This is a genomic window from Pseudomonas vranovensis DSM 16006 (genome assembly GCF_000425805.1).
In the GTDB taxonomy this organism is placed as follows: domain Bacteria; phylum Pseudomonadota; class Gammaproteobacteria; order Pseudomonadales; family Pseudomonadaceae; genus Aquipseudomonas; species Aquipseudomonas vranovensis.
The window spans coordinates 40,103-64,030 of the sequence record NZ_AUED01000011.1; the positions used below are offsets into that span (position 1 = coordinate 40,103).

24 protein-coding genes and 1 riboswitch are annotated in these 23,928 nt (G+C 63.5%); of the genes, 17 read left to right on the forward strand and 7 right to left on the reverse strand.

Annotated features, from left to right (window positions below; translation table 11 throughout):
* Positions 1-68: 68 nt before the first annotated feature.
* Positions 69-1,385 carry a PQQ-dependent sugar dehydrogenase gene (locus H621_RS0111735; protein WP_028943587.1) on the reverse strand — a complete coding sequence of 439 codons (1,317 nt, stop codon included), beginning with the start codon at positions 1,383-1,385 and terminating at the stop codon, positions 69-71.
* A gap of 68 nt (positions 1,386-1,453) precedes the next feature.
* A complete protein-coding gene (locus H621_RS0111740; RefSeq protein ID WP_028943588.1) occupies positions 1,454-2,032 on the reverse strand; it encodes a hypothetical protein in 579 nt (192 codons plus the stop codon).
* A 148-nt stretch (positions 2,033-2,180) separates the two neighbouring features.
* A riboswitch (cobalamin riboswitch) is annotated at positions 2,181-2,405 on the forward strand.
* A 163-nt stretch (positions 2,406-2,568) separates the two neighbouring features.
* Here H621_RS0111740 and cobO point away from each other — a divergent pair.
* The 14 genes from cobO to H621_RS0111810 all read left to right on the forward strand — a co-directional run bounded on the left by cobO (position 2,569) and on the right by H621_RS0111810 (position 13,768).
* Positions 2,569-3,180, forward strand: coding sequence for a cob(I)yrinic acid a,c-diamide adenosyltransferase (gene cobO, locus H621_RS0111745; RefSeq protein WP_028943589.1), 612 nt, complete (start codon positions 2,569-2,571; stop codon positions 3,178-3,180).
* Positions 3,177-4,472 carry a cobyrinic acid a,c-diamide synthase CobB gene (locus tag H621_RS0111750; RefSeq protein ID WP_028943590.1) on the forward strand — a complete coding sequence of 432 codons (1,296 nt, stop codon included), beginning with the start codon at positions 3,177-3,179 and terminating at the stop codon, positions 4,470-4,472. The genes cobO and H621_RS0111750 overlap by 4 nt, the downstream gene beginning before the upstream one ends.
* The gene (bluB, locus tag H621_RS0111755; protein WP_028943591.1) at positions 4,469-5,116 is read left to right on the forward strand and encodes a 5,6-dimethylbenzimidazole synthase; all 648 of its coding nucleotides are present in this window, start codon (positions 4,469-4,471) and stop codon (positions 5,114-5,116) included. Before H621_RS0111750 ends, bluB begins: the two co-directional genes overlap by 4 nt.
* Positions 5,116-6,024, forward strand: coding sequence for an adenosylcobinamide-phosphate synthase CbiB (gene cbiB / locus H621_RS0111760; protein WP_028943592.1), 909 nt, complete (start codon positions 5,116-5,118; stop codon positions 6,022-6,024). Before bluB ends, cbiB begins: the two co-directional genes overlap by 1 nt.
* On the forward strand, positions 6,017-7,009 hold the full coding sequence (cobD, locus tag H621_RS0111765) for a threonine-phosphate decarboxylase CobD (protein WP_028943593.1): 993 nt from the start codon (positions 6,017-6,019) through the stop codon (positions 7,007-7,009). Before cbiB ends, cobD begins: the two co-directional genes overlap by 8 nt.
* Positions 7,006-8,460, forward strand: coding sequence for a cobyric acid synthase (locus H621_RS0111770; protein ID WP_028943594.1), 1,455 nt, complete (start codon positions 7,006-7,008; stop codon positions 8,458-8,460). The genes cobD and H621_RS0111770 overlap by 4 nt, the downstream gene beginning before the upstream one ends.
* A 1-nt stretch (position 8,461) precedes the next feature.
* Positions 8,462-8,983, forward strand: coding sequence for a bifunctional adenosylcobinamide kinase/adenosylcobinamide-phosphate guanylyltransferase (gene cobU / locus H621_RS0111775; RefSeq protein ID WP_028943595.1), 522 nt, complete (start codon positions 8,462-8,464; stop codon positions 8,981-8,983).
* The gene (gene cobT, locus H621_RS0111780; RefSeq protein WP_028943596.1) at positions 8,980-10,035 is read left to right on the forward strand and encodes a nicotinate-nucleotide--dimethylbenzimidazole phosphoribosyltransferase; all 1,056 of its coding nucleotides are present in this window, start codon (positions 8,980-8,982) and stop codon (positions 10,033-10,035) included. Before cobU ends, cobT begins: the two co-directional genes overlap by 4 nt.
* Positions 10,032-10,601 carry an alpha-ribazole phosphatase family protein gene (cobC, locus tag H621_RS0111785; protein WP_028943597.1) on the forward strand — a complete coding sequence of 190 codons (570 nt, stop codon included), beginning with the start codon at positions 10,032-10,034 and terminating at the stop codon, positions 10,599-10,601. The genes cobT and cobC overlap by 4 nt, the downstream gene beginning before the upstream one ends.
* A 1-nt stretch (position 10,602) precedes the next feature.
* On the forward strand, positions 10,603-11,331 hold the full coding sequence (locus tag H621_RS0111790; protein WP_028943598.1) for an adenosylcobinamide-GDP ribazoletransferase: 729 nt from the start codon (positions 10,603-10,605) through the stop codon (positions 11,329-11,331).
* A gap of 50 nt (positions 11,332-11,381) precedes the next feature.
* A complete protein-coding gene (locus tag H621_RS0111795; protein WP_028943599.1) occupies positions 11,382-11,786 on the forward strand; it encodes a MarR family winged helix-turn-helix transcriptional regulator in 405 nt (134 codons plus the stop codon).
* Positions 11,787-11,851: 65 nt separating this feature from the next.
* The gene (locus tag H621_RS0111800; RefSeq protein ID WP_028943600.1) at positions 11,852-13,054 is read left to right on the forward strand and encodes an MFS transporter; all 1,203 of its coding nucleotides are present in this window, start codon (positions 11,852-11,854) and stop codon (positions 13,052-13,054) included.
* Positions 13,051-13,173 carry a hypothetical protein gene (locus H621_RS29115; RefSeq protein WP_256585814.1) on the forward strand — a complete coding sequence of 41 codons (123 nt, stop codon included), beginning with the start codon at positions 13,051-13,053 and terminating at the stop codon, positions 13,171-13,173. The genes H621_RS0111800 and H621_RS29115 overlap by 4 nt, the downstream gene beginning before the upstream one ends.
* Positions 13,174-13,216: 43 nt before the next feature.
* Positions 13,217-13,768, forward strand: coding sequence for a glutathione peroxidase (locus H621_RS0111810; protein WP_028943601.1), 552 nt, complete (start codon positions 13,217-13,219; stop codon positions 13,766-13,768).
* Between the two features lie 9 nt (positions 13,769-13,777).
* Here H621_RS0111810 and H621_RS0111815 read toward each other — a convergent pair whose 3' ends face one another.
* Positions 13,778-14,035, reverse strand: a complete 258-nt coding sequence (locus H621_RS0111815; protein WP_028943602.1) for a DUF2798 domain-containing protein — start codon at positions 14,033-14,035, stop codon at positions 13,778-13,780.
* Between the two features lie 117 nt (positions 14,036-14,152).
* Between H621_RS0111815 and H621_RS0111820 the strand changes: the two genes are divergently transcribed.
* Positions 14,153-15,085: a LysR family transcriptional regulator gene (locus H621_RS0111820; RefSeq protein WP_028943603.1), complete on the forward strand. Its 933-nt coding sequence runs from the start codon at positions 14,153-14,155 to the stop codon at positions 15,083-15,085.
* A gap of 45 nt (positions 15,086-15,130) precedes the next feature.
* Here the strand turns inward: H621_RS0111820 and H621_RS0111825 are convergent, their stop codons facing one another.
* The 3 genes from H621_RS0111825 to H621_RS0111835 all read right to left on the reverse strand — a co-directional run bounded on the left by H621_RS0111825 (position 15,131) and on the right by H621_RS0111835 (position 17,501).
* Positions 15,131-16,390: an OmpP1/FadL family transporter gene (locus H621_RS0111825; protein WP_028943604.1), complete on the reverse strand. Its 1,260-nt coding sequence runs from the start codon at positions 16,388-16,390 to the stop codon at positions 15,131-15,133.
* Positions 16,391-16,536: 146 nt separating this feature from the next.
* Positions 16,537-17,019 (reverse strand): hypothetical protein, encoded by a 483-nt coding sequence (locus tag H621_RS0111830; RefSeq protein ID WP_028943605.1) that lies wholly within the window; start codon positions 17,017-17,019, stop codon positions 16,537-16,539.
* Between the two features lie 257 nt (positions 17,020-17,276).
* The gene (locus H621_RS0111835) at positions 17,277-17,501 is read right to left on the reverse strand and encodes a hypothetical protein (protein WP_028943606.1); all 225 of its coding nucleotides are present in this window, start codon (positions 17,499-17,501) and stop codon (positions 17,277-17,279) included.
* Between the two features lie 959 nt (positions 17,502-18,460).
* On the opposite strand from H621_RS0111835, the gene H621_RS0111840 reads away from it, so the two are divergent.
* Together H621_RS0111840 and H621_RS0111845 are read left to right on the forward strand one after the other, a co-directional pair.
* Complete coding sequence (locus tag H621_RS0111840; protein ID WP_028943607.1) at positions 18,461-18,889, forward strand: tetratricopeptide repeat protein; 429 nt, start codon at positions 18,461-18,463, stop codon at positions 18,887-18,889.
* Positions 18,890-19,068: 179 nt separating this feature from the next.
* Positions 19,069-20,457: a DNA recombination protein RmuC gene (locus tag H621_RS0111845; RefSeq protein ID WP_167332111.1), complete on the forward strand. Its 1,389-nt coding sequence runs from the start codon at positions 19,069-19,071 to the stop codon at positions 20,455-20,457.
* Here the strand turns inward: H621_RS0111845 and H621_RS0111850 are convergent.
* A complete protein-coding gene (locus H621_RS0111850; protein WP_028943609.1) occupies positions 20,429-23,905 on the reverse strand; it encodes a PAS domain-containing hybrid sensor histidine kinase/response regulator in 3,477 nt (1,158 codons plus the stop codon). The two genes, H621_RS0111845 and H621_RS0111850, sit on opposite strands and share 29 nt — an antisense overlap.
* Positions 23,906-23,928 lie beyond the last annotated feature (23 nt).

A 23,928-nucleotide genomic window follows, 5' to 3' on the forward strand; every position in this document is an offset into this window, starting at 1 on the left:
GAGCCACTGTCTTGCACAAGCTTCGTGGGGGTGGCGGCGGGAGCGGCTCGACTTGCCCCCGCGATGTTCTACCTGGCCTTGCTCACCCGCCAGATCTTGTTCCCCACATCATCGGCCACCAACAATGCGCCACGCTGATCATTGATCACTCCCACCGGCCGTCCCATGGCCTTGCCTTCGTCGTTCAGGAACCCGGTCAGCAGATCAATCGGCTTGCCCGCCGGTTTGCCCGCTGTGCTGAAGGGCACAAAGACTACCTTGTAGCCACTGTGCGGTTTGCGGTTCCAGGAGCCGTGCTGGCCAATGAATGCACCCTGGTCGAACGGAGGTGGCAGCACGCCGGGTTCGGCGAAGGTCAGGCCCAGTGACGCGGTGTGCGGCCCCACGGCGTAGTCGGGGACAAGGGCCTTGGCAACCTGCTGCGGATCCTGCGGGCTGACCCGTTGATCGACATGCTGGCCGAAGTAGCTGTAGGGCCAGCCATAAAAGCCGCCATCCTTGACCGAGGTGATGTAGTCGGGCACCAGGTCGCTGCCGATCTCATCGCGCTCGTTGACTGCAGTCCACAATTGCCCGCTGTGTGGCTCCCAGGCCATGCCGTTGGGGTTGCGCAGGCCGGAGGCGAAGATGCGTTTGTTGCCGCTGGCCGGGTCGACTTCCCAGATAGCGGCGCGGCCTTCTTCCTGGTCCATGCCGTTCTCGCCGACGTTGCTATTGGAGCCCACCGTCACGTACAGCTTTTTGCCGTCGCGGCTGGCAATCACGTTCTTGGTCCAGTGATGGTTCAGCGGGCCGCCAGGCAAGTCGGTCACCGGCGTTCCGGGGCCGTTGATCGAGGTGGCGCCGGGTTGGTAGTCGAAGCGCAGCAAGCGGTCAGTGGCTGCCACATACAAGTGGTTGCCGACCAGGGTCATGCCAAACGGTGAGTTGAGATTCTCGATGAATGTAGTGCGGGTCTCGGCGATCCCGTCATGGTCGCTGTCGCGCAACAGGCTGATGCGGTTGGCGCTGGGCACGCCGGCACCGGCGCGGCTCATTGCCTTCTTCATCACCCAGCCACGGATACCCTTGCCGTCATCTGGCTTGGGCGGAGCGTTGGTCTCTGCCACCAGTACGTCGCCATTGGGTAACACATAGAGCCAGCGCGGATGGTCCAGGCCTTCGGCAAAGGCCGCCACTTGTGTGCCTGGGGCACTGACAGGCGTCGCACCCTCGGGCCAGCCGATGGCAGGTGCGACGTTGACGGTGGGGATCAAGGTCTTGTTCGGTTCGGGCAGTTGCGGCGAGGGGCCGAACCCTTCGCCGACATCCAGCCGCGCTGTCTCACCGCAGCCGCCCAAAGCGGCACCCACCGCCAGCAGCAATACAATCCGGGTTGTGCCCATGTCGTGTCCCTCGCAAAGATGGCCTTCGTTGAGGGTAGAGGCACGCAGGGCTGGGGAGGTTCCCTTGTTCAGGCCTGCTTGAGCAGCAGTGCCACGCCCGGGTGATACTGGCCTGCTTCGTTGTGCAGCTTGCGATAGGCGTAGGGGAAGTACCAGGCAATGGCGCAGGCGGTGTGCTTTTGCAGGTCGTCGACCAGGTCCTGCAGCTCTTCGGGGCTGGCGTGCTGGCCCGCTTTCCAGGGGCTGGCGAACAGGGCGGCAACCTTGAGTTGGCTGGGTGCCGCCACTTGGCGTGCAGCGTTGGCGGTTTCCTGCAGGGCGCCGGACAGGTCCAGCCTGGCAATGCGCGGCCAGCGCTGGCTGGCTTGCAGGTAAGCCGCCTCTTCGCGGCTGGCGATATACAGGTCGCAGTGGCCTTCGCGCTCGCCTTCGTCGCGCTGTTTTTTGCTCTGGTGATGCTGCAGGGTCACCATCTCTGCTTGCCAGGCCGCAGCCGACAGCAGCCCCAGGTTGGCCTGGGCGCCATGCCAGTAATGGGCTTCGCCATCGCCCAGGGTCTGGTTGAAGCGATCGATGCAATCGATCCACCTCTCCAGAGTCGGACGCAAAAATTCCAGGCGCGGGTTGTTGATAATCAGGCCTTTCATGCTGCGCTCTCCTTTGTCGTTGTGATCGAGTACAGCCATTTGTGGCTATTTGATATCACCTAACGCAACGTGACACAAGATGACAAAGACGGCATTGATCCAGGCCAGTGGCGCGCCGTTGATTGACGCTCCGAGTGCAACCCTCTAACCTTCGCGACTTGTTTCAGGTGCTCTGCAGGCCGTGGCCTGGCAGGGTGAAACTGGGAAGCCGGTGGGCACGCAAAGGCGTGCGAATCCGGCGCTGCCCCCGCAACGGTAAGTGAGTCAAGGCCGCGCATGGCCACTGGGTGAAAACACCCGGGAAGGCGCGCGGTCCCGGGTGTTCATGACCCCGCTCACAAGCCCGGAGACCGGCCTGAAACAGTCAACGGCATCACGGAGGGTGATGCGCGGTTTCTTCGGCTTGCGCCGCAGCCCTGCGCCTTTCTTCGTCTGCCATTTCCATACATCTGTCGTCCTCTGTTTGCCGCGAACCCTGCAGCCACGTGCTGCTACGCTCGTTGCGAGCTGGCCGACAGTGGTTTGCGGAGACTTCGATGACTGAATCCACCGAGCGTGACGAACGCCACTTGGCGCGCATGCTGCGCAAGAAGGCGGTAATCGACGAGCGTATCGCCAACGCCCCCAACGAATGCGGGTTGCTGCTGGTGCTCACCGGTAACGGCAAGGGCAAGAGCAGTTCGGCTTTCGGCATGCTCGCCCGGGCCATGGGCCACGGCATGCAGTGTGGCGTGGTGCAATTCATCAAGGGCCGCAACAGTACCGGCGAGGAGCTGTTCTTCCGGCGCTTTCCCGAGCAGGTGCGCTACCACGTCATGGGCGAGGGATTTACCTGGGAGACCCAGGACCGCCAGCGTGATATCGCCGCCGCCGAAGCGGCCTGGGCGGTGTCCCGACAGTTGCTGCAGGACCCGGGCATTGCCTTCGTGGTGCTCGATGAACTGAACATCGCCCTCAAGCATGGCTACCTGGATCTGGACCAGGTGCTCAGCGACCTGCAGGCTCGCCCGCCCATGCAGCACGTGATCGTCACGGGGCGTGGTGCCAAGGATGAAATGATCGAACTGGCCGACACCGTGACTGAGATGGGCATGATCAAGCACGCGTTCCAGTCCGGCATCCGTGCCCAGAAGGGCGTCGAACTATGACCGACACCCGGCACTGCCCGGCGGTCCTGATCGCAGCGCCTGCCTCGGGGCAGGGCAAGACCACCGTGACCGCCGCCCTGGCGCGTCTGCATCGCAACCAGGGGCGCAAGGTCCGGGTGTTCAAGTGCGGTCCGGATTTTCTCGATCCGATGATTCTGGAGCGGGCAAGCGGCGCCCCGGTGTACCAGCTCGACCTGTGGATGGTCGGCGAACAGGAAAGCCGGCGCCTGTTGTGGGAAGCCGCGGGCGAGGCCGACCTGATCCTGATTGAAGGGGTCATGGGCCTGTTCGACGGTACGCCGTCCAGCGCCGACCTGGCCCGCCATTTCGGCGTGCCGGTGCTGGCGGTAATCGATGGCACGGCCATGGCCCAGACCTTCGGTGCCCTGGCCCTGGGGTTGGCGCGTTATCAACCGGATCTGCCCTTTGCCGGCGTGCTGGCCAACCGGGTTGGCACCCTGCGTCACGCCCAGTTGCTTGAAGGCAGCCTGACCGAGGGGCTGCGCTGGTACGGCGGCCTGTCGCGGGAGACCGGCATCGAATTGCCAAGCCGTCACCTTGGCCTGGTCCAGGCCAGCGAGCTCAATGACCTGGATGTTCGCCTCGACGCCGCGGCGGCTGCCTTGGCCGCCAGTTGCGAGTCGGCGCTGCCGCCAGCCGTGGCATTTGCCGGGCCCACTGAGCAGGTGATCGAGCCCTTGCTCGACGGTGTGACGATTGCGGTAGCCCGCGACGAGGCATTTGCCTTCACCTATGGTGCCAACCTCGACCTGCTGCGGGCCATGGGCGCGGAGCTGGTGTTCTTTTCGCCGCTGCATGACCGCGAGCTTCCGCCTGCCGACAGCCTGTACCTGCCGGGCGGTTATCCGGAGCTGCACCACCAGGCCCTGGCCGCCAACACCTCGATGCTGGCAACCCTTCGCGCCCATCATCAAGCCGGAAAGCCCTTGCTCGCCGAGTGCGGCGGCATGCTTTACCTGCTCGATGCCCTGACCGACGTCGCGGGCGAGCGTGCCGAATTGCTGGGCTTGCTGGCGGGCGAAGCGGTGATGCAAAAACGCCTGGCGGCGCTGGCCCTGCAAGCGGTCGAGCTACCGGAAGGTGCTCTGCGGGGGCACACCTATCACCACTCCCTGACCAGCACCGAGCTTGAACCCATTGCCCGTGGCCAGAGCCCCAATGGCGGCCGCGGTGCCGAGGCGGTCTACCGCTGCGGGCGGCTGACAGCCTCTTACGTGCATTTCTACTTTGCCTCCAATCCCCGGGCGTCGGCGGCGCTGTTGGCACCATGAACGAGCATGCCTTTACCGACGCTGAACGTGCCGCGGTGTACCGCGCCATTGGCGAGCGTCGCGACATGCGCCATTTCACCAAGGGCGAGGTCGCGCCCGAGTTGCTGGCGCGCTTGCTTGAAGCCGCTCATCAGGCCCCCAGTGTTGGCCTGATGCAGCCGTGGCGCTTCATTCGAATCACCGACCGCAGCCTGCGCCAGCGTATCCAGGCACAAGTGGAAGCGGAGCGGGTGCTTACCGCCGAGGCACTCGGTGAGCGCTCCGACGATTTCATGAAGCTCAAGGTCGAAGGCATCAACGACTGCGCCGAAGTGCTGGTGGCGGCGTTGATGGATGACCGCGAGAAACACATCTTCGGTCGTCGGACTTTGCCGGAAATGGACCTGGCTTCGCTGTCGTGCGCGATCCAGAACCTCTGGCTGGCCGCCCGCGCCGAAGGCCTGGGCATGGGCTGGGTGTCGCTGTTCGAGCCGCAGGCACTGGCCGACCTGCTGGGCATGCCGAGCGGCGCCAAGCCGCTGGCGATTCTGTGTTTGGGGCCGGTCGAAGTGTTCTATCCGGCGCCGATGCTGGTGCTCGAGGGCTGGACCACGGTGCGTCCGTTGAGCGACCTGTTGTTTGAAAACCAGTGGGGAGAGTCTTGATGAGTGTGGCGTTGCTGACCGTTGCCGGCGTGGCGCTGGATGCGCTGTGGGGAGAGCCCCGGCGTCGACATCCGCTGGTGGCCTTCGGCCGCTTTGCCGGGCGCCTGGAGCAGCGCTTCAATGCTGGCGGTCGTGGCTGGCGCAGCCATGGTGTAACGGCCTGGTTCCTGGCGGTGATTCCGTTGACGCTGCTGGCCACCTTGTTGTCCTGGCTGCCCTACATTGGCTGGCTGGTCGAGGTACTGGCGCTGTATTGCGCCTTGGGCCTGCGCAGCCTGGGTGAGCATGTGACCCCAGTGGCCGATGCCCTGCGCCGTGGCGACCTGGATGAGGCCCGGCGGCGCGTGGGCTTTCTGGTCAGTCGCGAAACCCGCGAGCTGGACGAGCCTGCCGTGGCCCGCGCGGCCACCGAATCGGTACTGGAGAACGGCAGCGATGCAGTGTTCGCCGCCTTGTTCTGGTTTGTGGTGGCCGGTGCGCCGGGCGTGGTGCTCTATCGCCTGAGCAATACTCTGGATGCCATGTGGGGTTATCGCAACGAACGGTTCGAGCGTTTTGGCTGGGCCGCGGCGCGTATCGATGATGTGTTGAACTTTGTGCCGGCCCGGCTGGTGGCGTTGACCTATGCGCTGTTGGGCAAGACCCGCCTGGCCTTCAAATGCTGGCGGTGCCAGGCGCCCTTGTGGGACAGCCCCAATGCCGGCCCGGTGATGGCGGCCGGGGCAGGGGCATTGGGTGTTGAACTGGGTGGCCCGGCGGTGTATCACGGTGAGTTGCACGAGCGCCCGCAACTGGGTGAAGGCCCGATGGCCGATGCCGATGCCATCGAGCGCGGCTGGCGCCTGGTGTGCCAGGGTGTGTGGCTCTGGTTGCTGCTGTTGTGTCTGGGGGCAGCATTCTATGCTTGAACACGGCGGGCGCCTGCAGCGCGCCATCCAGCAGTACGGCATCGCCCGGGAAGATTGGCTGGACCTCTCCAGCGGTATCGCGCCCTGGGCGTTCGCCATCCCCGAAATTCCTCTGCGCGCCTGGGCGCGCCTGCCTGAAACCGACGATGGCCTGGAACAGGCTGCAGCGACCTACTACGGTGCGGCGCCGGTGTTGCCGGTCGCCGGCTCCCAGGCCGCGATCCAGGCATTGCCGCAGTTACGTACGCTGGGCACGGTCGGGGTGTTGTCGCCTTGTTATGCCGAGCACGCCGAAGCCTGGCGGCGTGCCGGACACCGCCTGATGGAACTGCAGGAAGAGCAGGTCGAGCAGGTACTCGACAGCCTCGATGTGCTGGTAGTGGTCAACCCGAACAACCCCACCGGCCGGCAGGTACCCGGCGAGCAGTTGCTGGCCTGGCATGCGCGCCTGGCGCAACGCGGCGGCTGGTTGCTGGTGGACGAAGCCTTCATGGACAACACCCCGCAGCACAGCATCGCCGCCCACTCCGGGCGCCCCGGGCTGATCGTGCTGCGTTCGTTCGGCAAGTTTTTTGGGCTGGCCGGTGTGCGCCTGGGCTTCGTGCTGGCCGAGCAGCGGATGTTGCAGCGGCTTGCCGAACTGCTGGGGCCTTGGACTGTCAGCGGGCCGACCCGCATTCTTGGCCAGGCCTGCCTGCTCGACAGTGCCGCGCACCGCAGGCAGATCGCGCGCTGTGCCGACGCCAGCCAGCGCCTGGCCAGTGTGATGAGCGCCGCAGGCTTTGCTCCCACGGGCGGATGTGACCTGTTTCAGTACCGGGTCACCGAACATGTCGCCCAATTGCATGACTTCATGGCCCGGCGCGGCATTCTGCTGCGTCTGTTCGCCACCCCGGCCAGCCTGCGCTTTGGCCTGCCGGCCACGGACGAGGACTTCCAGCGCCTGACCCGGGCCTTCAACGACTATCGCAAGGAACACCCATGAGTACCCTGATGGTGCAGGGCACCACCTCCGATGCCGGAAAAAGCACACTGGTGACCGCGCTGTGCCGCTGGCTGTTGCGCCAGGGCGTGGCGGTAGTGCCGTTCAAACCGCAGAACATGGCGCTCAACAGTGCAGTGACTGCCGATGGCGGCGAGATCGGTCGGGCCCAGGCCGTGCAGGCGCAGGCAGCCAGACTGGCGCCACACACCGACATGAACCCGGTGTTGCTCAAGCCCAACAGCGACACCGGCGCCCAGGTGATTGTCCACGGTCGCGCGGTCACCAGCATGAATGCGGTGGCCTACCACGACTACAAGGTCATCGCCATGCAGGCGGTACTCGACTCCCATCAACGCTTGAGCGCCCAGTACCCGGTGGTGATGGTCGAAGGGGCTGGCTCGCCGGCAGAGATCAACCTGCGCGCCGGCGACATCGCCAACATGGGCTTTGCCGAGGCTGTGGACTGCCCGGTGATCCTGATTGCCGACATCAATCGTGGCGGTGTGTTCGCGCATCTGGTCGGCACCCTGGAACTGCTGTCGCCCAGCGAGCAGGCGCGGGTCAAGGGTTTTGTCATCAATCGCTTTCGCGGTGATATCGCCTTGCTGCAACCTGGGCTGGACTGGCTTGAGGCGCGCACTGGCAAACCGGTGCTGGGCGTGCTGCCGTATGTGATGGACCTGCACTTGGAGGCCGAGGACGGTATCGACCAGCGCCAGGGTGACAAGGCCGCTCGTGCGCTCAAGGTGATCGTGCCGGTGCTGCCGCGCATCAGTAACCACACCGATTTCGACCCTCTGCGCCTGCACCCGCAGGTTGACCTCCAGTTCATCGGCCCGGGCGACTCGGTCCCGCCAGCCGACCTGATCATCCTCCCCGGTTCCAAGAGCGTGCGTGGTGACCTGGCGCAGTTGCGTGCCCGTGGGTGGGACCAGGCGATCAACCGTCACCTGCGCTACGGCGGCAAGGTCCTGGGCATTTGTGGAGGGCTGCAGATGCTGGGGCGGCGCGTGGAGGATCCGCTGGGCCTCGAAGGGCCGGCAGGCAGCAGCGAGGGCCTGGGCCTGCTCGACTTCGTCACGGTACTGGAAGCCGAAAAGCAACTGCGCAATGTTTCCGGCACCCTGCAGCTGGAGCAGGTGCCCATTGGCGGCTATGAAATTCATGCTGGCGTCACCCAGGGGCCGGCCCTGGCGCGTCCTGCCGTGCAGTTGGCCGATGGGCGCAGCGATGGCGCCATCAGTGCCGACGGGCAGGTTCTGGCGACGTACCTGCACGGTCTGTTTGAACACCCGCAGTCGTGTGCGTCGCTGCTGCGCTGGGCCGGGCTGCATGAGGTCGAGCACGTTGACTACCAGGCCCTGCGCGAACGCGATATCGAGCGCCTGGCCGACCTGGTGGAGCAGCACCTGGATACCACGCACCTACGTCAACTCTGCGGACTGAACTGACATGCTCAACCTGATCCTCGGTGGCGCTCGCTCGGGCAAGAGCCGCCTGGCCGAACAACTGGCCGAGCGTAGTGGTTTGCCGGTGACCTACATCGCCACCAGCGAGCCGCTGGATGGCGAAATGAATGCCCGGGTGCAACTGCACCGGGAACGCCGGCCAGCCACGTGGGGCCTGATCGAGGAACCCCTGGCCCTGGCTGACGTGCTGCGAACCAACGCCCACGACGACCGCTGCCTGCTGGTGGACTGCCTGACCCTGTGGCTGACCAATCTATTGATGCTGGATAACCCCGAGCGCCTGGCCCGTGAACGTGCTGCGCTGCTCGATTGTGTGGCTGAACTGCCAGGGGAGATCATTCTGGTCAGTAACGAGAGCGGCCTGGGCGTCGTGCCGCTGGGCGAACTGACCCGTCGCTACGTCGATGAGGCCGGCTGGTTGCACCAGGCCATTGCCGAGCGCTGTCAGCGCGTGGTGCTCACGGTTGCCGGCTTGCCCCTTACCCTCAAAGGAAATGCACCATGAGTCAGACCTGGTGGATTGAAGCCTGCCGTCCTGTCGATCACACCCTCCGGGAGCAGGCGCTGGAGCGCCAGCAGCAACTGACCAAGCCTGCAGGCTCGTTGGGACGGCTGGAGCAGATCGCGGTACAACTGGCAGGCCTTCAGGGGCAGCTCAAGCCGAGTCTTGCGAAGGTACACATCGCAATCTTCGCTGGAGACCATGGCGTGGTCGCCGAAGGCATCTCGGCCTATCCGCAGACCGTGACCGGGCAGATGCTGCAGAACTTCGTCGGCGGAGGGGCAGCCATCAGTGTGCTGGCGCGCCAGCTCGATGCCCGGCTGGAAGTTGTGGACCTGGGCACTATCGACCCGGTGTTGTCGCTGCCGGGCGTGCTGCACTTGCGGGTCGGCGCGGGTACGGCGAACTTCGCCAGGACCGCGGCGATGACCCCCGAGCAAGCGCTTCAAGCGTTGCAGGGCGGGCGCGAGAGTGCCTTGCGTGCAGCGGCCGCGGGTTCGCAATTATTCATTGGTGGCGAGATGGGCATCGGCAACACCACCGCAGCCAGCGCCCTGGCCTGCGCCTTGCTCGGCTGCCCGGCCATCGAGCTGAGCGGGCCGGGCACCGGCCTGGATGCCGCAGGTGTGCGGCACAAGGCTCAGGTCATCGAGCAGGCCCTGTTGCTGCACGGCACGCTGGTGGATGATCCGTTCAAGGCATTGCTGTGCGTGGGCGGTTTTGAAATCGCAGCCCTGGTCGGGGCCTACCTGGGCTGTGCCCAGGAGGGGGTCGTGGTATTGGTCGATGGTTTTATCTGTACCGTTGCGGCATTGGTGGCGGTGAGGCTGAATCCTGCTTGCCGCGACTGGCTGTTGTTTGGTCATCGGGGCGCTGAGCCTGGCCATCGGCGAGTGCTCGCCGAACTGGGTGCAGAGCCCGTGCTGGAGCTGGGCTTGCGCCTGGGTGAAGGCAGCGGCGCAGCGCTGGCCGTGCCGGTGTTGCGCCTGGCCTGCGACCTTCACGGGCAGATGGCGACCTTCGCCGAAGCTGCCGTGGCGGACCGTCCGACATGATCATCGACCTGTTGCGTCATGGCGAAACCGAGTTGGCTGGCGGACTGCGCGGCAGCCTGGACGACGCCCTGACCGCCAAGGGTTGGGAGCAGATGCATGCGGCCATTGCCGGCAAAGGGCCCTGGGATGCGCTGGTCAGCTCGCCGTTGCAGCGCTGTGCGCGGTTTGCCGTGACCCTGGGTGGGCAATGGCAACTCCCTGTGCAGTGGGCGCCGGGGCTGCAGGAGTTGCATTTCGGCGAGTGGGAGGGGCGCAGTGCTGCTGACCTGATGCTTACCCATGAGCAACAACTGGGTCAGTTCTGGGCTGATCCGTACAGCTACACGCCCCCTGGGGGCGAGCCGGTCAGCGCGTTTGCCCTGCGTGTACAGGCAGCCGTCGCCCAACTGCAGCGTGCCTATGCGGGTCAGCATGTATTGCTGGTCACCCATGGCGGCGTGATGCGGCTGTTGCTGGCCCAAGCCCGGGGCCTGCCGCGGGAGCAGCTGTTGCAGGTCGAAGTCGGCCATGGCGCCTTGTGCCGGTTGCAAGTGCATGCCGACGGCACCCTGCGCGAGGCGCACTGACATGCTGCCCTTCTGGATTGCCCTGCAGTTCCTGAGCAGCCTGCCAGTACGCTTGTCGGGGCTGCCCGCGCCCGAACAGATGGGGCGCTCGGTGCTCTGTTACCCGCTGGTAGGCCTGTTGTTCGGTGGGTTGCTGTGGGGGCTCGATACCGTGCTCGATGGCAGCCCGCTACTGTTGCATTCCGCCTTGCTGCTCAGCGCCTGGGTACTGCTCAGTGGCGCGTTGCACCTGGACGGCCTGGCCGACAGCGCCGATGCCTGGCTGGGCGGTTTCGGTGACCGCGAGCGCACCTTGCTGATCATGCAAGACCCGCGCAGCGGGCCGATCGCCGTGGTCACCCTGATACTGGTGCTGTTGCTCAAGTTCTGCGCGTTGCTGGCATTGATCGAGAGCGGGGAGGGCATTCTGTTGGTGCTGGTGCCGCTGACCGGCAGGGCAGCGTTGTTGGGGCTGTTTCTGACTACGCCCTATGTCCGCGCCGGTGGCCTGGGGCAGGCACTGGCCGATCACCTGCCGCGCCGCAGTGCTGGGTGGGTGTTGCTCGCCAGCGCAGGCGCATGTGTGCTTTTGGCAGGGCTGAAGGGCGCCTGGGTTTTGATTGCGGCAGCGCTGGCATTTTTTGCCGTGCGCCAACTGATGATCCGCCGCCTGGGCGGCACCACCGGCGACACGGCGGGGGCGTTGGTGGAGCTGCTTGAGCTGGTGGTGTTGATCACCCTGGCGCTGTAACTCGGCAGGAAAAGCTTGCCGTTCAGGCATTGCGGGTATATACACGCATTATGTTGACCAGTGAATGCATCTGCACCCATCTGCGTCGTGCTGCCCGTGGGGTCAGCCGACATTATGACGAAGCCCTTGAAGGCTTCGGGATCAATGTCGCGCAGTTTTCCCTGCTGCGGCACCTGCGCCGGCTCGACCAGCCCAGTATCTCGACCCTTGCCGAGGCCATGGGGCTGGACCGCAGCACCTTGGGCCGCAACCTCAAGGTGCTGGAGGCCGAAGGCCTGGTGGCGCTGGCCGAAGGACGGGATCTGCGCAATCGCCTGGTGCTGCTGACCGAGCAGGGCGCGGCGAGGTTGCAGGCTGCAGAACCTGCCTGGGAGCAAGCGCAGAAATGCCTGGTCGCGACCTTGGGTGAAGGCCAGCGCGATGAACTGGTGCGCCTGCTGGAGCTGTTGTCCTGAGCTTTTTACGACTGTAAGCGGGTATATACCCGTAAGACCCTTGCGGCTTTCTGGAGAAATCAATAATGACATCGGTATGGCGAACCAGTGGTTGGATTCTCCTGGGGGCTGCGTTGATCCTGGCGTTGTCGCTAGGGGTGCGGCATGGCTTCGGCCTGTTCCTGGCGCCCATGAGCGCCGACTTCGGTTGGGGCCGTGAAGTGTTCGCCTTTGCCATTGCCCTGCAGAACCTGATCTGGGGCCTGGCCCAGCCGTTTGCCGGCGCCCTGGCCGATCGCCTGGGGGCGGCAAAGGTGGTGATCGTCGGCGGTATCCTCTATGCCGCCGGGCTGGTGTTGATGGGGATGTCCGATTCGGCGCTGACTCTGTCACTGAGTGCGGGCCTGCTGATCGGTATCGGCCTGTCCGGAACCTCGTTCTCGGTGATTCTCGGCGTGGTCGGGCGCGCCGTGCCTGCTGAAAAACGCAGCATGGCCATGGGCATCGCCAGTGCCGCCGGCTCCTTCGGCCAGTTCGCCATGCTGCCGGGTACCCTCGGCCTGATCGGCTGGCTGGGTTGGTCGGCGGCTTTGCTGGTGTTGGGCTTGCTGGTGGCGTTCATCGTGCCGTTGGTGGGCCTGTTGAAGGACCGTCCACTGCCCAGCCATGGCGCCGAGCAGACCCTCGGCCAGGCCCTGCGCGAGGCGTGTTCGCATTCTGGCTTCTGGCTGCTGGCCCTGGGCTTTTTTGTCTGCGGCTTCCAGGTGGTGTTCATTGGTGTACACCTGCCGGCCTACCTGGTCGACCAGCACCTGCCGGCCACCATCGGTACCACGGTGTTGGCGCTGGTCGGGCTGTTCAATATCGTTGGCACCTACACCGCCGGCTGGCTTGGCGGGCGCATGTCCAAGCCGCGCCTGCTGACAGCGCTGTACCTGCTGCGCGCGGTGGTGATCGTGCTGTTCCTGTGGGCGCCGGTGACCCAGTTCAGTGCTTACCTGTTCGGTATTGCCATGGGGCTGCTGTGGCTGTCGACGGTGCCGTTGACCAACGGCACGGTGGCAACGCTCTTTGGTGTGCGCAACTTGTCGATGCTCGGCGGTATCGTCTTCCTGTTCCATCAACTGGGCGCCTTCCTTGGCGGCTGGCTGGGCGGAGTGGTGTATGACCAGACCGGCAATTACGACTTGGTCTGGCAGATCTCGATCCTGCTCAGCCTGCTGGCGGCAGCGCTCAACTGGCCGGTGCGCGAGCGCCCCGTAGCACGCCTGCAGGCGCAAGCGGCATGAGCCGGCTTGCCCTGCGCGGCCTGCTCGCCGTTGCAGCGCTGCTGCTGTTGGCGCTGGTCTGGTGGGGTTGGCATAAGGGCGGCCTGGCGTTGATGCAGTTGGGCATGGGCGTGTGCTAGGAGTAATCTGGCGTTTCCACGCCGGTTCAAAGGAGAGATGACGATGCGCGCACGCTGGATGTTGGTTCCACTGTTCACTCTGATGGCAGCAGCCTCTGCGCAGGCCGCCGACTGCCCGGCGCTGCTCAAGGGCAGCCTGCCGGAACTACGCGGCAAGGAGCAGATCGACCTGTGCCAACGCTTTGCCGGCAAGCCACTGGTGGTGGTCAACACGGCCAGCTACTGCGGCTTTGCCCCTCAGTTCGAGGGCCTGGAAGGGGTGTACAAGACCTACCACGAGCAGGGCCTGGAAATGCTGGGCGTACCGTCCAACGACTTCAAGCAGGAAGACGCCGACGCTGAAAAGACCGCCAAGGTCTGCTATGCCAACTACGGCGTTACCTTCACCATGACCAAGGCCCAGCCGGTCCGCGGCAAAGACGCTACGCCACTGTTCAAGGAACTGGCCGAGCAGAGCGTTGCGCCGAAATGGAATTTCTACAAATACGTGGTCGACCGCCAGGGCAAGGTGATCGCCAATTTCTCCAGCCTGACCAAGCCGGATGATCCGGCGTTCACGGCCGCTATCGAGAAAGCCATCGCTTCGCAGCCGTGAACTGCAGCGTCAGTGGTGTGGGTGGACGGTCCAGGCAACCAGCTTGAGCACGACCGGGCGCACTACCAGCACACAGGCAAAGGCGACCGGCATGGCCAGTTGATAGGCCTTGAGCACGTGGCCCAGGTAGTGATCGTCGATACCGGCAGTGGCGGCGGTGATCACGAAGCACATCAGTAGGGCCATGATCGCCGACATGTAGAAGGCAAACACATACGGGGTGGCGCGAGGGCCGAGCTTGCGACGGCTGCGAGTCTGTGTGGTCATGCGGGCTCCTTGTGATGAGGTGGGTTGCGCAGCCTAACAAGCTCACCGCGCACCCAGGTAGACGAGACCGGCTTAGGTCTTTATAAAGGGATTCTTACGAATGCCGGACAGGACCGTATGAATCTGCTGGGCTCGATCAAGAGTTTCATCAAAGTGGTGGAAGCCGGCAGCATTGCCGGTGGTGCCCGCAGCCTGGGTTTGAGCGCTGCCGCCGTGAGCCAGAATATCGCCCGTCTCGAATCGCACCTGGATGTTCGGCTGCTGTCGCGTACCACGCGCAGCATGGCGCTTACTCCCAGTGGCACGCTCTACTATGAGAAGGTCAAGCATATCGAGCGCGACCTCGAGTTGGCGCAGTTGGCGGTGACCACGCCGGAGTGCGAGCCCAGGGGGCGCTTGTGCATCGCATCATCGTCGGCCTTCGGGCGTCATGTGCTGGCCCCGCTGATTCCTGCTTTCAGCGCCCGCTATCCGCAGCTTTCGATTGAACTGATTACGAATGATCGGCGGGTCAACCATGCCCAGGAGGGTGTGGACGTCAGTATTCGTATCAAGCCCCAGCTTGAAGACGGGCTGCTGGCACGACGGATCGCCCGGGTGCCGTTCATTTGTTGCGCTTCAAGCGAGTACCTCGCGCAAGCGGGATGGCCGGCAGCGCCCGAGCAATTGGCGGAGCATCGCTGCCTGGTGTTCCGCTACCCGGTTGATGGACGATTCTTGCGCTGGGGCTTTGTTCGCGACGGGCTGCGTTTTGATGCCGAATTCGGCAATGTGCTGATCAGCGACGATATTGATGTATTGACCCAGATGGCGGTCAACCATGGCGGTATTGCACGCCTGGCCGAGTTCGTCGCGCGTCCCTTTATCGAGCGCGGGCAGTTGGTGCCGCTGTTTGAATACACACAGCCGACGCGGCCCTATGCGCATACCGAGCCAATGGACATCTACCTGTGCGTGGCCGATCGCTTTGCCATGACCCCCAAGGTGCGGGTGTTCATGGACTACCTGCAAAGCAATCTCACGCAAGCCTGGCCGTGTGAGCAGGCATGAAAAAACCGCCGAGAAAGGCGGTTTTTTTGTGTTGCCAGCGTTGAATCAGAAGCGGTAGGTGAGCGATGCACCGATACCGTGAGCGCTGTTCTCGTATTTGGCCTTGTAGGCACCCTTGGTAGGGCTGGCCAGGTTGACCTTGGTGTCTTCTTCCCACAGGTAGGAGTAGGCCAGGTCGATGGTCATGTCGTCGGTCGGGCTGTAGCCGGCGCCCAGGCTGAACACACGGCGGTCGCCCGTCGGGATGCGTGGCGAGCGGTCGTGGTTGTTGGTCGGCGACTGGTCGACGGTGAAGCCGGTACGCAGGACCCACTCTTTGTTCAGCTTGTACGAGGCACCGACGGCGTGAGCCCAGGTGTCGTGCCAGTTCTGCTCTTCGCTGATGGTGCCGAATTGGCCAGCCAGCGGGGCAGGCACTTCGTTGTTGACGGTGATCGCTTCCAGGCGGCTCCAGCGGGTCCAGGTGCTGCCCGCGTAGAGGGTCCACTGGTCATCCAGCTCGTGGGTAACCGAGAGGTCTACCGATTCCGGGGTTTTGATCTTCAGTTCGGCGTCGAACTTGCTGCCGCTGAACGGGCCGATCAGGGCCGAGTTGACCTTGGTGTTGCCCTCGAGCTTGTAGTCGACCATCGAGTGGTAGGTCAGACCCAAGCGAGTGCTGTCGGTAGCTTGTACCAGGACACCGATGTTGTAGCCGACGGCAGTGTCGTCACCCTTGATCTTCACTTCGCCATCGTTGAAGCCAGGCGTACGTGGGTTGAGGATGTTCGAGCTCAGTTCGCCCTTGATGCGGTTGAAGGTCGGGCCGAAACCGATCGAGACCTTGTCGTTGAAGGCGTAGCTGACAGTAGGCTGGAAGGTGATGACTTCGACGTAGCTTTTCTTGGCCCAGTAGCGGCTCTGCGCTTCGTCTTCGTATTCGGTCACCAGGCCGAAGGGTGCATAGACGCCGAAACCGACGGTCCATTTGTCATCGATGGGCTTGACGTAGTAGCCCATGGGCACGCCAACGAAGGGCACCATGTCGCCATCGTTGCTGCCACCAAAGGTGCCGCTGCCCGAGATATCGGACTTGGCGATGACGGCGGCGGCGCCGACAGTCACTTGTTCGCGTTTCAGGCGTGACATACCGGCAGGGTTGCCGAATACGGTGCTGGCATCATCGGCAGAGGAAGAACGACCCGCGAAACCTGTGCCCATGCCGCTGACGCTTTGTTCGTTGAGGGCAAAGCCGCTGGCGAACAGTTGAGTCGAGGCGAGTGTGACGGCGAGGCTGAGAGAGGTTTTGAGCATTACTTTTTTCATTATTAGAACTCCTTGGGATCTCCGGGGCGGAAATTACCAACATTTCGCCCGCAGCGCTATAGGCTGTATCGCAGGAGATAGAGCGGTTTTGTAGGACAATCCGACCAAAATGGCGGGTATTTTCCGATTAAGGTGTGCAGTGACTATCAGCAGGCCTGAAGAGTCACAGGGGCGATGCAGGTTTGCCATGCGCTGGTGAAATCGCGCAGGCGGCCCTGGGGGTGAAAGGTCTGGCGCCAGATGCGCGCAAGCCCGAGCAAGTCATCTGCAGGAGGGAGTTCTGGTGCCTGTTCTTCGATCAACATCCAGGCAATGGCGGTGGCGTAGCGCAGGTTTACCGTGAGTTCAAGGTGCGGGCCGGCGAGGAAGGCATGCTGGCTGGCGAGGCCGCGGACCAGGCTGGCGAGGTCCGGGTCGCGGGCCAGGAACTGGTCCCAGAGTGACTGGTGGCGCAGTTCGCCAATGCGGTATAGGCCGTGCCCACGTCGATCATGCAGGGCCGAGCCGAGTGCGGACTGGCTGGCGGCAACACCGAGTAACAATGCTTCGGCACTCGCGCAGTGACGGCCCAGGTAAATCAGGGTCGGGCGGATCACAAACTGGCTCAACTCGCTCGCGGCGATACCCATAATGCCCTCGAACTGGAATTTGGCCGGCGGACGCTGGAGCTTGGCAGCTGGTGAGTCGGTCAGGCCCGCCGGAAGCGGCCTATGCCGCTTGAGTTGAAGTGTAGTGTCATATTCGCGCTGTAAAGGCCTGTTTTTAAAACATTTGTGGCTTTTAGTTATAAATCATATGCCCTGCAGCAATTAAGCAACCTCCTGCAGCCAGGCATAAAAAAGCCCCGCGAGAGGGCGGGGCTTGAGCTGTTGCAGCGAAGCGCGGATCAGGCAACCAGGGCCTGGCGGGTGCGCTCGATGACCGCTTGCAGCGGCTCGGCTTCGCTGTACTGCTCGGGGTATAGACGCTCGCTGTGACGGGCAATGCCGTGCTCATTGACCAAGGTGAAGCTGAAGCCGCCTTTGCGCGACGCCAGGATCAAGCAGCTCAGTGGGGCAAATGCCTGGGAGAGGGTGCGAATCGCAGCCTGAGTATGGATTGTATGAGTCATAGTTATTAGATGTTCCTGCAATAGACACGGGTTCGATCCGTGCACACTTAAAACGTTCCAGTAACGCGGGCATTTAGGCCTGGGCGATGAACCTGTCTGGAACAGGGCAGCCAGTTTTGGGCGCATTTATCATGTGGCGCTGGGGCTGACTGGTAGGTACGTCAGAGGGCAGGCAACACACCGGGTCGAGGTTCTGAATCCGCGGGTGAAGATCCTGATCAATCTGCAGGTTGGTTCGGTCAGAGTAAGAAGTGATTTACCTGGGAACCATCAAGTGGGCCGGTCCTGGTTTCAACAGGCGCTATCCAGGGGTGGGTAGGGCGCTGCAAGGACTGCTTTGGCCAGAATTGACTTTCAGCTTGGTACTAACGGCGGCAAGACTACCGTACAAGACGGATCTTGGCAAGCTTTGGGTGCTTTTGTTTCGGGGAGCCGGCCAGTATGTCGCGTTTCGCGTTGTCTGTGAAGAGGCCGTTCCCATGGGTTGTGGCAGGGAACGTGCCAAATTCGTGCAGGGAACTGCCTTTCTTTGGGGCGCTTGTACACACGTGGAGCAATCGATGTTACAGCTCTGCAACAGCCTCGTCCGAGGCTGCCAATGACTTGGCTGGGAACTTAAGTCAATGAAAAAAAACACTTATTTTAGCTGGTGAAAAAATCGTCAGTTTGAGCCAAAGCCCCATTCCATAGGGGTTTGCGGGGTCCATAAGGGGGTTGTCCACCGAGTTATCCACAGCTTCTGTGGATTGTCCCGAGCGCTTGCTCTAGGACGGGCGTGCCAGCTTTTTCCGACGTGTCCGACAATCTTCACGTAGGTTTCTGGTAGGGGGAAATTTCCCCAATCGGTGTCAATAAATAAACACGGAAATATTTTGAAAAAAAGTTTTGGGTGCGCTCGGGTCATTGTCTGAAAAATGGAGTAGAGTGGCGCGCCTTTCGAGTTGCCTTCGCTGTCTGTTATGAAGTTTCGCGCCAAAATCCCTGCAATTTCTTCTGTTCAGCCGCCCTTGCCAGAGCCCAAGCGCTTCTCTTTGAAGGTTGCCTTGTGGCTGCTCGACAACCCGCGCCTGGGCGACAACCCCAACGTCAAGCATTTTGCCGGTCGACTGCTCAAGCAGCCTGCGCGCCAAGGCGTGGTGGTGGCGCAAAGCCGATTGGGGCAAATGCTCTGCCGTGACTGCGGCAATGCCCGTGACCGCCGTATCGGCCATGACTTGCTCCGCCAGGCCGCCCGCGCCGGCGACCGGCGCGCCCAGCTTGAATATGGCCGGCTGTGCGCCCAACCTCAGTTCAACGAACCCGAGCAGGCCCGCTACTGGCTGGAACTGGCGGCGTCGCAGGGCTCCCAGGAAGCCCGGCGCCTGCTCAAGCAACTGCCAGACGCCTGACTGCAGTTCAGCGGCAAGGCTGATAAGCTCAAGCGTTGATTTCAGGTGGGGGTGTGCAGGTGGCAATGGCGTTGGATCTGACCAGTATCGTGCTGGGTATCGTGGCGGCCGCTGTGCCGTGCCTGGGGTGGGTGTTTCAGCAGCAGCGCCGGTTTGCCGCCCGTGAAGCGCAGGCGGCATTGCTGGAGGAGCGATTGAGCAGTGCCCAGATGGCCCAGGAAGGCTTGCTCGCTCAGCTCGATGCCAGTCGTGACGAAATCAGCGACCTGAGCCAGGCCAATGCCGCCAAGCAAGCGACCCTTGCCGCCCAGGCCCGTGAGCTGGAGCTGTTGCAGATCGATCGTGACAATGCCCGCGATGCCGCCCACGCCTGGCAGATCGAACGCACCGCCCGTGAAGCCGAACTGCGGCGCCTCGATGCCCACAGCGCAGCCCTGAGTGCCGAATTGCGCGAACAGCAGGACAGCCATCAGCAGCGCCTGGCCGACCTGCAGGGCTCGCGTGATGAGCTGCGCGCCCAATTCGCTGAAATGGCCACCAAGATCTTCGATGAGCGCGAGCAACGCTTCGCCCAGACCAGCCAGCAGCATCTCGGCCAACTGCTCGATCCGCTCAAGGAGCGCATCCAGGCCTTTGAAAAACGCGTTGAAGACAGCTACCAGCAAGAGGCCCGGGAACGCTTCTCCCTGGCCAAGGAGCTGGAGCGCCTGCAGCAACTCAACCTGCGCCTGAGCGATGAAGCCAACAACCTGACGCAGGCCCTCAAGGGCCAGAAGACCCAGGGCAACTGGGGCGAGCTTATTCTCGAGCGAGTGCTGGAGCACGCAGGCCTGGAGAAGGGGCGTGAATACCAGACCCAGGTCAGCCTCAAGAGTGCCGACGGTGAGCGCTTCCAGCCCGACGTCTTGATCATGCTGCCGGGCGACAAGCAGGTGGTGGTCGATTCCAAGGTCAGCCTGACCGCCTACCAGCAGTATGTTGCGGCTGACGACAGCGAGATTGCCCAAGCGGCGCTCAAGCAACATGTGCTGTCGTTGCGCAACCATGTCAAAGGATTGTCGGGCAAGGATTACAACCGCCTGGAAGGGCTGCACAGCCTCGACTTCGTGCTGCTCTTCGTGCCTATCGAAGCAGCGTTTTCTGCTGCGCTGCAAGCCGAGCCGAACCTGTTCCAGGAAGCCTTCGACCGGCAGATCGTGATTGTCAGCCCCACTACTTTGCTGGCCACCCTGCGAGTTATCGACAGCCTCTGGAAGCAGGAGCGCCAGAGTCAGAATGCTCGGGAAATCGCCGAGCGTGCCGGCTGGCTCTATGACAAGTTCGTGCTGTTCATCCAGGACCTGGACGAACTGGGCAACCGCCTTCAGCAGGTCGACAAGGCCTACAGCGCGGCACGCAACAAGCTCTGCGAAGGGCGTGGCAACCTGATCAGCCGCAGCGAGCAGCTCAAGCTCCTGGGCGCGCGGGCCAGCAAGAGCCTGCCGGCCGATCTGCTGGAGCGGGCCATGGGCGAGGGCGACCCGCTGTCTGCCAGCGCCCTTACTGGACCAGGCTCAGATGCCGATTGAGCAGGGCGCGCAAGGCGGCCGGCTTGACCGGCTTGGCCAGGTAGTCGAGGCCGGCGGCGTGAACCTGGGCAATCATCTCGCGGCGCCCATCGGCACTGATCACCACCCCCGGCACCGGCTCACCCAGGCGGGTGCGTAGCCAGGCCATCAGTTCGGTGCCGGTGTCGCCGTCATCCAGGTGGTAGTCAACCAGCGCCAGATGCGGGCGCAGCCCTTCTGCGAGCAGGGCCTCGCACTCCTGGCGGTTGCGGGCGGTGTGTACCTTGCAACCCCAGCGGCTGAGCAGGCTGCTCATGCCGATGAGGATGCTGTCCTCGTTGTCGACACACAGCACCTGCAGGCCTGCCAGCGGTTGTCCGGCCTGTTCGGTCGGAGTAGCCACCGCCGCGGCAGGGGCAGTAGCCAGGGGCACACTGACCCGGAATACGCTGCCCTTGCCGGGCCAGGAGCGCACTTCCAGTGGATGGCCGAGTACCCGGCACAAGCCATCGGCAATTGCCAGGCCAAGGCCCAGGCCTTTTTCGGCGCGGGTCTGATGGCTGTCCAGGCGTTTGAATTCCTCGAAGATCACCTGCAGCTTGTCATCGGCAATGCCAGGGCCGCGGTCCCAGACTTCCAGCCAGAGCGTGTCGCCCTGGCGGCGCACGCCCAGCAGAATCGGGCTCTTTCCATAGCGGAAGGCATTGGTCAGGAAGTTCTGCAGAATCCGCCGTAGCAGTTTCATGTCGCTCTGTACCCGCAGGCGGCTGCTGCGCAGGCGGAAGTCCAGGCCTTGTTGCTGGGCCAATACCTTGAACTCGGCGCCCAGGGTGTCGAACAGCTCATTGAGGGCAAAAGGCTTGGGGTCGGGGGTGATCTTGCCGTTTTCCAGGCGCGAGATATCCAGCAGGTCGCTGATCAACTCTTCGGCCGAACGCAGTGAACTGTCCATGTGCTGGACCAGTTGCTGGGCGTCAGCCGACAACCCTTCGCCCTGGTGGGAGAGGGCAGCGGAGAACAGCCGCGCGGCGTTCAGCGGTTGCATCAGGTCATGGCTGACGGCGGCCAGGAAGCGAGTCTTGGATTGGTTGGCGGCCTCGGCATGGCTTTTCGCTTCGGTCAGTGCCTGGTTCAGTTGCGAGAGCTCGTGGGTACGCTCGGTCACCCGCTGCTCCAGGCCCTCGTTGGCTTCCTTGAGCGCTTGTTCGGCCTCGCGGAAGGGGGTGATGTCGGTGAAGCTCATGACGAACCCGCCGCCGGGCATGGGGTTGCCGATCAGCTCGATCACCCGGCCATTGGGGAACAGGCGCTCGGAGGTGTGCGCGCGGCCCTGGCGCATCCAGTGCAGGCGCCGGGCAACATGGACCTGGGCTTCGCCCGGGCCGCACAGGCCGCGTTCGGCGTTGTAGCGGATGATGTCGGCGATGGGCCGGCCGACGCTGATCAGGCCGTCTGGGTAGTTGAACAGCTCCAGGTAGCGACGGTTCCAGGCCACCAGGCGCAGGTTCTGGTCGACCACGCTGATGCCCTGGCTGATGTTCTCGATCGCGCCCTGCAACAGGGCTCGGTTGAACTGCAGCACCTCCGAGGCTTCGTCGGCGATGCGCACCACATCTTCAAGCTGCATGTCGCGGCCTTCGATGGCTGCCTTGACCACGGCGCGGGTCGAAGAGGCGCCCAGCACACCGGCAAGCAGGCGTTCGGTGTGTTCGATCCAGTCGCCGTCGGCATTCTGGTTGGGGTTGAAACCCTTGCCCTGGCGATAGGCAAAGCGAATAAAGCTCTGGCGTGCCCGCTCTTCACCGACAAAGCGCGCGGCCAGATGAAGCAGGTCGTCGATCTGCACCGCCAGCAACGAGCGGCTGCTGGGCCGGGCGCTGGTTTGCTGGCCGATGAAGCGACCGGCCTGCCAGTGCTCGGAGACCCGCGTGCGAGAAAGAATCGAGACCCAGGCGAACAGGGTGAAGTTGCCTGCCAGCGACAGCACCACCCCTTGGGTCAACGGTGTGATCGGCAGGTCCAGCGGATTGCCATGCAACCAGGCAAGACCCGGGAACAGGTCCAGCGACCAGCCCACGCTATGGGCGGCAATCGGCAGTACCAGGGTGTAGAACCAGAGGAAGATTCCGGCGGCCAGGCCGGCAAACACGCCGCGACGGTTGGCCTGTTTCCAGTACAGGGCGCCGAGCATGGCCGGCGTCAGTTGGGTCACCGCGGCGAAGGCGATCTGGCCGATGGTTGCCAGGCTTGCTGTGGAGCCCAGCAGGCGGTAGCTCACATACGCCAGCAGGAGGATGGCGACAATGGTCACCCGGCGTACCGAGAGCATCCAGTGGCGGAACACTTCGAATGGCCGCTCGGCGTTGTTGCGGCGCAACAGCCAGGGCAGCAGCATGTCGTTGGAAACCATGGTCGACAGCGCCACGCTGGCCACGATCACCATGCCGGTTGCCGCCGAGGCGCCACCGATGAAAGCCAGCAGCGCCAGCGCCGGGTGGGCTTCGGCCAGGGGCAGGCTGATGACGAAGGAATCGGGGATCACCGATGCCGGCAGCAGCATCTGCCCGGCCAGGGCGATCGGCACCACGAACAGTGCGGCGAGAATCAGGTAGGCGGGGAACACCCAGCGGGCCAGGCGCAGGTCTTGCGGCTCGATGTTCTCGACCACGGTGACGTGGAACTGCCGCGGCAGGCAGATGATCGCCATCATCGCCACCCCGGTCTGCACCACCATGGACGGCCAGTTGATGGTTTCCTGCCAGTAGGTTTCCAGGCGCGGGGCAAGCCTGGCCTGGGTGAACAGGTCGTCGAAACCGTCATACAGGTTGAAAGTCACGAAGGCGCCGACGGCCAGGAAGGCCAACAGCTTGACCAGCGACTCGAAGGCAATGGCCAGGACCATGCCACGGTGGTGTTCGGTCACGTCCAGGCTGCGAGTACCGAAGACAATGGTGAACAGCGCCAGCACCAGCGATATCACCAGCGCGGTGTCCTGCACCCGGCTGCCGGTGGCATCGGCACTGGCACCGATCAGCAGGTTGACGCCCAGTACGATGCCCTTGAGCTGCAAGGCGATATAGGGCAGCACCCCGACCAGGCAGATCAGCGCCACCACCACGGCCAGCGTCTGGGACTTGCCGTAGCGGGCGGCGATGAAGTCGGCAATCGAGGTGATGTTTTCCTGTTTGCTGATCAGCACCATCTTCTGCAGCACCCAGGGGGCGAACAGCAGCAACAGCACCGGGCCCAGGTAGATCGGCAGGAATGCCCAGAGTTGTTCGGCGGCCTGGCCGACGGCGCCAAAGAAGGTCCAGCTGGTGCAATACACGGCCAGCGACAGGCTGTACACCCAGGCGCGCAGGCGCGGGGGCAGCGGCGTACTGCGACGGTCGCCATAGAATGCGATAGCGAACATGATGGCCATATAGGCCAGGGCGACCACGGCGATCAGCCCACTGGACAGCGACATGACTACTCCGAAGCGAAAAGGTG